The 8,165-nt window shown below is 70.4% G+C and carries 6 protein-coding genes; 3 read left to right on the forward strand and 3 right to left on the reverse strand.

All coding sequences use genetic code 11. The features are described from left to right. Nucleotides 1-24: 24 nt before the first annotated feature. The 3 genes from ACWGIU_RS21810 to ACWGIU_RS21820 all read right to left on the reverse strand — a co-directional run bounded on the left by ACWGIU_RS21810 (nucleotide 25) and on the right by ACWGIU_RS21820 (nucleotide 2,913). A complete protein-coding gene (locus ACWGIU_RS21810) occupies nucleotides 25-957 on the reverse strand; it encodes a universal stress protein (protein WP_453708203.1) in 933 nt (310 codons plus the stop codon). 161 nt (nucleotides 958-1,118) lie between these two features. Further along, nucleotides 1,119-1,916 carry a sigma 54 modulation/S30EA ribosomal C-terminal domain-containing protein gene (locus tag ACWGIU_RS21815; RefSeq protein ID WP_453708205.1) on the reverse strand — a complete coding sequence of 266 codons (798 nt, stop codon included), beginning with the start codon at nucleotides 1,914-1,916 and terminating at the stop codon, nucleotides 1,119-1,121. 349 nt (nucleotides 1,917-2,265) lie between these two features. Continuing rightward, on the reverse strand, nucleotides 2,266-2,913 hold the full coding sequence (locus ACWGIU_RS21820) for a CBS domain-containing protein (RefSeq protein ID WP_453708207.1): 648 nt from the start codon (nucleotides 2,911-2,913) through the stop codon (nucleotides 2,266-2,268). 375 nt (nucleotides 2,914-3,288) lie between these two features. On the opposite strand from ACWGIU_RS21820, the gene gap reads away from it, so the two are divergent. The 3 genes from gap to ACWGIU_RS21835 all read left to right on the forward strand — a co-directional run bounded on the left by gap (nucleotide 3,289) and on the right by ACWGIU_RS21835 (nucleotide 8,103). After that, on the forward strand, nucleotides 3,289-4,317 hold the full coding sequence (gap, locus tag ACWGIU_RS21825; protein WP_453708209.1) for a type I glyceraldehyde-3-phosphate dehydrogenase: 1,029 nt from the start codon (nucleotides 3,289-3,291) through the stop codon (nucleotides 4,315-4,317). 262 nt (nucleotides 4,318-4,579) lie between these two features. Continuing rightward, nucleotides 4,580-7,237 carry a bifunctional acetaldehyde-CoA/alcohol dehydrogenase gene (adhE, locus tag ACWGIU_RS21830; RefSeq protein WP_453708211.1) on the forward strand — a complete coding sequence of 886 codons (2,658 nt, stop codon included), beginning with the start codon at nucleotides 4,580-4,582 and terminating at the stop codon, nucleotides 7,235-7,237. Between the two features lie 155 nt (nucleotides 7,238-7,392). Then, nucleotides 7,393-8,103, forward strand: coding sequence for a response regulator (locus ACWGIU_RS21835; RefSeq protein ID WP_453708213.1), 711 nt, complete (start codon nucleotides 7,393-7,395; stop codon nucleotides 8,101-8,103). The last annotated feature ends 62 nt before the right edge of the window (nucleotides 8,104-8,165 follow it).

Genomic DNA, 8,165 nt, shown 5'->3' on the forward strand with positions numbered 1-8,165 from the left:
CGTCTTCGGTGCGGCCCGCGACGATCAGAGATGAGGGACGACCGCCACGGGCGTCGTGGCGTGGTGCAGCACTGCGTGCGTGACCGGGCCGATGTGCGCTCCGATCGCCGCCCGGCGTATGCGCCGTCCGACGATCAGCAGCGAGGCGTCCTTCGACGCTTCCACAAGATGACCCGCAGGCCGGCCCACCATGCACTGCTCCTTGACCTGGACCTGGGGGAACTTGCCGCGCCACGACCGCAGTACGTCGGTGAGGGCGCCGGCCTCGCGCAGCCCCAGCGCGACGCCGTGGCCGGGGTCGGCCGCCGCAGGGTCGAACCCGTCGATCACCGGTACGCTCCAGCCGTGCACGACCCGCAGGGTGGCCGCTCGGGCAGCGGCGGCCTCGAAGGCGTACGCGAGCAGCTCGTCGCACGGCCTGGAGAGGTCGAGGCCGAGCACCACGTCGAGGTACTGCCCCGTGCGGTCCCCGTTGTCGCCGGTCCCGGGCCGCAGTTCATCCTCGGCCCGCTCACCGGCCCGTACGACGACGACCGGGCGCTCGGCGTGCGCGATGACGGGCAGGGACACCGATCCGGTCAGGAAGCCGGCCAGGCCGCCCAGGCCTCGTGAACCCACGACCAGGACTTCCGCCTTCTCTGCGGCGGAGAGCAGCACCTCCGCAGGGCGGCCGTACACCTGCTCGACGGTGATCTCCAGGCCGGGGTGTCCCTCCCGCAGACGGTCGGACGCGTCACGGGGGACCCGCTCGGCCCAGTGCTGCGTGACGGTCGCCCCCTCACCCGGCGTGGTCTCCCGGCCGGTGAACGGGGCGTGGGCGACGGCCGTTGACCAGTCCTGCCAGACGTGCAGGACGTGCAGAGGCAGACGGCGCATCCGCGCCTCGCGGGCGGCCCACTCCGCGGCGGCCAGCGACTCGGCCGAGCCGTCCACAGCGGCGATGACGGTACGTGACATGTTTTCCTCCGGGTGAGGGTGTTCGGATGGTGTGCGGCACTGATCCGGGGATCGGCGGCCGGGCGCGCGGCATGGACGGCGGGCTGCGGGCCGGCCCCAGGAGCGGTCCGACCGGACCGGCTGAGGCCGAGGCCTTGGCAAGCGGTGTCGCCCGGAGCGTGCTACGGGGACGGAGTGATCAGGCCGTAGTGGCCGTCGTAGCGGTGGTAGAGGACGGAGCCCCGGCCGGTGGCCGTGTCGTTGAAGAAGACGAAGGGCAGCCCGGTGAGGTGCAACCGTGAAACGGCCTCGGTCACACTGCTCGTCGGCACGGGAACCGCGCTCACGCCCAGCAGACCGTCGACCTCCCGTTCCTGACCCAGGGGTCCCAGCGAAGCCATGCGATGCCGCCCGGTACGGACGTCGCGGTAGACGACGCTGTCCCGCCCGGAGGGCAGGTCCGTGAAGAGCCAGAAGTCGTGGTCCATGGCTTCCAGGTCGATCACGGCGTCCTCGGGCGTCTGGTGGACCAGGCCGAACGACTTGTGCCGCACGATCCGGCGCTCCTCGACGGGAAGGTGATGCCGGTACGGACGGTGGTCGTGCCCTGCGCCGTACCGCCATGTCCGGGTGCGCGGGTCGTTGCCGTGGGGGTCGCCCGCCCCATACCGCCGTGGCCGGGCGAGCCGGGCAGCCAGGCGCTCCTGCAGGAGGTCGACCGCTTCGAACATGGTGTTCGCGGCCACGTGGGCGCGTACAAGCTGGCCGTTGACGTCCACCACGGCCTCAGCCGTTGCCGGACGGTTCGCCGAAGGGTTGACGGCTTGCGTGAGCTTCACCCGCACGGCCGGCACAGGTTCGCGCACGTGGCCGATCACCGCGAGCATCTTTCCCTGGGCGTACACGTCCGCGCCATCGGGTACCTGCCCTCGGTTGCGGACCTGAACGTCGGCTGTCCGGCTGGTCTTGAGACCGCTCATGAGAATTCCTCCTCGATCGCTTCCAGCCTGTCTGCCGACGGCCGCTCCCGGGCAGAGCCGTCCGGACCCCGCCACGGCGCCACTGGTACCGGCACCACGCAAGAACCCGGGACTTCCGGTCGGCCGGGCAAGGCCGTTCGGCCTACAGACCACGGACGGGTAAGTCGACGTGCCCCGGACCGATATCGCGTGGCGTGCCGGACGGGCGGCACGGCTCGGGTCGGCGGCGGCTCCAAGGCGCCGGCCAACGCGGCGTGGAGGGTGGCTGCGAGCGCGCCCCTCCGAACCAGCTCAGCAGCCCAGGGCGCCCTCGGCCGGCGGAAGAGCCTCGTGGTGTCCCGCCCTGTCGTCAGTGATCGCTCTCGCGGCTGGCCGTCAGCCGGTTCACCACACCCACCACACCGTCCACGCGCCATGTGGCCCTGATCAACCCCGCGGTATCGAGGGCCGGTTCGGGTGATCCCACCATGGTGACCATCCCGTCGCGGACATCGATGCGGAGCCCGTCGATGCGGTGCGCGGCCGGCGCCCGGCCCGAGACAGCACGGGCGACGTCCGTGAGGATCTCCTCGTCCGTCCTCAGGAAGACGCGCAGCAGATCACGTCGCGTGGTGATGCCGATGAGGCGGTCCTCCTCGTCCACCACCGGCAACCGGTCGACGTGGCGGCGTTCCATGATGCGCGCGGCGTCGACGACGCGCTGCTCGGGATGCACGGTGACAGCCGGGCTGGTCATCAGCGCGCCGGCCGCCAGGGCGGATCCCGCGACGGGGTGGGTGCCGGCCGGTAGCCGTAGTGTGCGCGCCAACCGGTGCCGCGCGGATTCGCGCCGGCCAGGACAGCCCGGCCGCCTGGCGAGATCTGTCCGGGAGACGACGCCCATGACCTTGTCGTCGTCGTCCACCACCGGCAGGCCGCTGATCCGGTGGGCGCTGAGCATGCGGGCCAGTTCGTCCAAGGAGGTGTCGGGACGTGCCAGGACCACCTCGCTGGTCATGATTTCGCCCACTGTCCGCTTTTCGCCCACGGTTCTCGTCTCCACTCGTTTCGCAGGTTTCCGGATACCGCCGAAGGCGGCCGACCTCCGACTGCGCCGACGCTCCGCGCAGGGCGCCGGGCCGGGAACCCTCGGGTTCGTCTGCTCCCCGTGCCTGTCGTTGCTTCCAATGTGGTGCGGAGGAAGGCCGGGGGACAGAACCGGTCAGGACCCGTCCGCCGGGCCATTCGGCCCGCGACAGGCCGGGCCGGGCTGTGCCCGCCGTGAAGAGGGACCACCGGCCCAGAGGTGCACCCCGTTCGCCCCTGACCCTGGCGCGGCAGTGCCTTCAGGCTGGCACCACTCGCATCGGCACCTACGGGAAGGGCGGCGGAGATGACCGTACGCATCGGAATCAACGGCTTCGGACGCATCGGCCGGAACTACCTGCGCTGCGTCATGGAACGCGCGGAGGCGAGCAGCGGCACCCCCATCGAGGTGGTGGCCGTCAACGACCTCGCCTCGCCTGCTGCGCTGGCCCATCTGCTCACCTACGACTCCACCTACGGCCGGCTTCACCGAACCGTTGACCACGACGGCGAATCCCTCACCGTGGACGGTCACCGCATCGCGGTCACGTCCCGGCGCGACCCCGCCGACCTCCGGTGGGACGCGCTCGGCGTGGACGTCGTCATCGAGGCCACCGGCCGCTTCCGCACCAAGGAGGAAGCCGGCCGGCACCTGACGGCAGGAGCACGCAAGGTGCTGCTGTCCGTCCCCGGCAAGGGCGTCGACGCCACCATCGTCATGGGCGTCAACGAATCCGTGTACGACCCGCGCGTGGACCACGTGATCTCCAACGCGTCCTGCACCACCAACTGCCTGGCCCCCATGGTGAAGGTCCTCGACGAGCGCTTCGGCATCGTCAAGGGGCTGATGACCACCATCCATGGCTACACCAACGACCAGGTCGTGCTCGACGGCCCGCACAAGGACCTGCGCCGCGGCCGCACGGCCGCAGTCAACATCATCCCGACCAGCACCGGCGCCGCCCGCGCCGTCGGCCTGGTGCTCCCCGAACTCGCGGGCACCCTGGACGGCATCGCCGTGCGCGTGCCGGTCGAAGACGGCTCGCTGACCGACCTCAGCCTGGTGCTGGCACAGCAGGTGTCCGCACAGGACGTCAACGACGCTTTTCGGGAAGCTGCCGCGGGACCGCTGAAAGGCGTCCTGAGGGTGAGCGACGCCCCGATCGTCTCGCGCGACATCGTCGGCGACCCCGCCTCGTGCATCGTGGACGCCCCGCTGACGCAGGCCAACGGTGACCTGGTCAAGGTCTTCGGCTGGTACGACAACGAGTGGGGCTACACGAACCGTCTGGTCGACCTGACCGAGTACGTCGCCACGCTGCTCGACGCTCCGTGAGCGGGCGGCGGACGGCAGCCTGGGCAGTGGACGCCGTCGTGGCGGGGAAAGCCGGACCGTGGTGGCGCCATCCTGTGTGCCGCCACCGTGGCTCCGTGGGACGCGGAGGCCGGAGACCAACGGGCCCCGCCGAGGGACCTTCGGGACCTCAGCCGAGGACGCGTCCAGGGCGAGGCTGTAGGGGACAGGACGGAACGGACGGGTGGCCACCCTGGTGGCCGGCCATGTGGCCACAGCGCCACCCACACCCAGGGAGCTTTCCATGACTCAGGCGACCAGCGACCCCCGACCCACCGCCGACGGCGCCCCGTCGGACACGCTCATCGCCGTGAACATCTTGGTCGACAACGCCTCCAAGGCGCTCGCCGACTTCGAGTCCTTCACGCAGGAGCAGGTCGACCACATCGTCGCCAAGGCGTCGGTGGCCGCCCTTGATCAGCACACCGCCCTGGCGCGCTCGGCGGTGGAGGAGACCGGGCGGGGTGTCTTCGAGGACAAGGCGGCGAAGAACATGTTCGCCTGCGAGCACGTCACCCACAGCATGGCCCGGGCGAGGACGGTCGGCGTCATCGGCCGCGACGACATCGAGGGCATCATCGAGATCGCCGAACCCGTCGGCGTGCTCTGCGCGGTCACGCCCGTCACCAACCCGACGTCCACCACCATCTTCAAGGCGTTGCTGGCGCTGAAGACACGCAACCCTGTCATATTCGCCTTCCACCCCTCCGCGCAGGTGTGCAGCACCGAGGCCGCGCGCATCGTGCGGGATGCCGCCATCGCCGCCGGAGCACCCGAGCACTGCGTGCAGTGGATCGAGGCTCCCTCCATCGAGGCCACGAGCCTCCTCATGCGACATCCGGGCGTCGCGCTGATCCTGGCGACCGGCGGCAACGCCATGGTCAAGGCCGCCTATTCGGCCGGCAAGCCCGCCGTCGGCGTCGGCGCCGGCAACGTGCCCGCCTACGTGCACCACAGCGCGGACGTGCGCCGGGCGGTCAACGACCTCGTCCTGTCCAAGTCCTTCGACAACGGCATGATCTGCGCGTCCGAGCAGGCGGTCATCCTGGACGCCGAGGTGTACGACGAGGCGCTCGCCGAATTCCGGCGCCTGCACGCGTACATCGCCACGGCGGAGGAGAAGCGGAAGCTGGAGATTTACCTCTTCCCGCCCGACCCGGCCGGCCGACAGGGCCGCGTCAACCCGGCAGCCGTCGGACAGAGCCCCGACCGGATCGCCGAGCAGGCCGGGTTCAGCGTGCCCGCAGACACCACGCTCATCCTGGCCGAGGCGAGCCACGTCGGGCCCGACGAGCCGCTGACCCGGGAGAAGCTCTGCCCGGTCCTCACCGTGCTGAGGGCCGCGTCCACCGAGGAGGGCTTCGACCTCGCGGCCGGCATGGTCGACTTCCACGGGCAGGGACACAGCGCGGTGATACACACCGGTGACCCGGCTCTCGCCGAGCGCTACGGCCGCCGTATGAAGACCGTACGGATCATCGTCAACTCGCCGTCCTCGCAGGGGGCGATCGGCGGCATCTACAACCGTCTCGTTCCGTCCCTGACCCTGGGCTGCGGTTCCTGGGGCAGTACTTCGGTCTCGGACAACGTCTCGGCCGCCCAGCTGCTCAACATCAAGCGCGTCACCACCCGGCAGAACAACATGCAGTGGTTCAAGGTGCCACCGAAGATCTACTTCGAGCCCCAGGCCATCCGCTACCTCGCCGCGATGCCCGAAGTCCACCGCGTCACCGTGGTCACCGACGCGACCATGACCCGGCTCGGCTACGTGGAGCGCGTCAGCCGTGTCCTGCAACAGCGGCAGCAGCCCGTGACCATCCAGGTCATCGACGACGTCGAGCCGGAGCCGAGCATCGACTCCGTACAGCGCGGCGCCGCCCTCATGCGCGACTTCCGGCCGGACACCATCATCGCTCTGGGCGGCGGATCCCCCATGGACGCGGCGAAGGTGATGTGGCTGCTGTACGAACAGCCGGATGTCGACTTCGCCGACATGCGGCAGAAGTTCTCGGACATCCGTAAGCGTGCCTTCCGCTTCCCCGTGCTCGGCAAGCAGGCCCGCCTCGTCTGCGTCCCCACCACTTCGGGAACCGGCGCCGAGGTCACCCCCTTCGCCGTCATCTCGGATCCGGCGACCGGCAAGAAGTACCCGCTGGCCGACTATGCCCTGACCCCCAGCGTCGCGATCATCGATCCCGTCCTGACCAACGACTTGCCGGCGTCGCTCGCCGCCGACAGCGGCTTCGACGCCCTCACCCATGCCACCGAGGCGTACGTCTCCGTCTACGCCAACGACTTCACCGACGGTCCGGCGCTGCACGCCATCAGGCTGATCTTCGAGCACCTCGAGGCGGCGGTCACCGGCCAGGCGGCACGGCGGAGCCTGGCACGGGAGAAGATGCACAACGCGGGCACCATCGCCGGCATGGCCTTCGGCAACGCCTTCCTCGGCATCGTCCACGCCATGTCCCACACTCTGGGCGCCACCTTCCACATCGCCCACGGGCGGACCAACGCGATCCTCCTGCCGCACGTGATCCGCTACAACGGCACCGTTCCCGGCAAGCTGACGGGATGGCCCAAGTACGAGAGCTACCGCGCGCCCGAGCGGTTCCAGGACATCGCCCGTACCCTCGGGCTCCCGGCATCCACCCCCGCCGAGGGCGTGGCCTCGTACGCCGCCGCGGTGGAACGCCTGCGGGACGCCGTGGGCATCGAGCCGTCCTTCCGCGCCCTGGGCCTTGACGAGGCCGCCTTCATCGGCGCGCTGCCGCAGCAGGCACTGAACGCCTATGAGGACCAGTGCGCCCCGGCCAACCCGCGCATGCCGATGCTGGACGACATGAAGGACATCATGCGCACGGCCTACTACGCCGGGCCCCGGCCGCTTCCCTCCTCCTGACCGTGCGTAGGACGGCGGGCCCGGTGGTCCAGAGCAGCCATCGGGGGTGCGGCCGCGTATGAGGGCCATCCGGCCCTGGCTGAAGGTCCCGCTCGCACGGCACGATGCAGTGGATCCGCCGGCGGGCGGAAGATTCGGCGAACTCGGAGTGTGCGATGACGGACAGCAGCGGCGGCCTCACCGGGAAGGAACCGGTCAGGGTCTTCCTCCTCGACGATCACGAGGTCGTGCGCCGCGGTGTGCACGATCTGCTGGACGCCGAGCCGGACCTGATCGTGGTCGGGGAGGCGGGTACGGCCGAGCAGGCGCTCGTCCGCGTGCCCGCGCTGCGTCCGCAGGTCGCCGTCCTGGATGTGCGCCTCCCGGACGGGGACGGTGTGAGCGTCTGCCGGGAGCTGCGCTCCCGGATGCCCGACCTCGCCTGCCTGATGCTGACGTCATTCGACGACGAGGAGGCGCTGCTTGACGCGATCATGGCCGGCGCGTCCGGCTACGTGCTCAAGCAGATCACCGGTACCGACCTGGTGAACGCCGTGCGGACGGTCGCCTCCGGGCAGTCCATGCTGGACCCCGGCGCCACGGCCCGCGTGATGGCCCGGCTGCGCGGCGGACCTCCCCAGGAGGAGCTTCCGCAGGGTCTGCCCGGCCTGACGGAGCGCGAGCGTGAGATTCTCGCCCTGGTCGGGGAAGGGCGCACCAATCGTGAGATCGGTCAGCGGCTCTACCTGGCGGAGAAGACGGTCAAGAACAACATCTCCCGGCTGCTGGCCAAACTGGGCGTCGAACGGCGAGTGCAGGCTGCCGTCATCGCCACCCAGGCTCAGGCCGCCCAGGGAGATCAGAGAGGGCGGTTCGGCAGGGTGTGACGGCTGTCCGAAGATCTGAGCGCGGGTCCACGCGCCCGCGAAACGGCTGAGCGGCCCTGCCC

The sequence above is a fragment of the Streptomyces sp. NPDC054840 genome (assembly GCF_053611065.1).

Bases quoted from the DNA above. Each gene is read 5' to 3' on its own strand.
- ACWGIU_RS21810 (WP_453708203.1), bottom strand. From the start codon at position 957: ATGTCACGTACCGTCATCGCCGCTGTGGACGGCTCGGCCGAGTCGCTG.
- ACWGIU_RS21815 (WP_453708205.1), bottom strand. From the start codon at position 1,916: ATGAGCGGTCTCAAGACCAGCCGGACAGCCGACGTTCAGGTCCGCAAC.
- ACWGIU_RS21820 (WP_453708207.1), bottom strand. From the start codon at position 2,913: ATGACCAGCGAGGTGGTCCTGGCACGTCCCGACACCTCCTTGGACGAA.
- gap (WP_453708209.1), top strand. From the start codon at position 3,289: ATGACCGTACGCATCGGAATCAACGGCTTCGGACGCATCGGCCGGAAC.
- adhE (WP_453708211.1), top strand. From the start codon at position 4,580: ATGACTCAGGCGACCAGCGACCCCCGACCCACCGCCGACGGCGCCCCG.
- ACWGIU_RS21835 (WP_453708213.1), top strand. From the start codon at position 7,393: ATGACGGACAGCAGCGGCGGCCTCACCGGGAAGGAACCGGTCAGGGTC.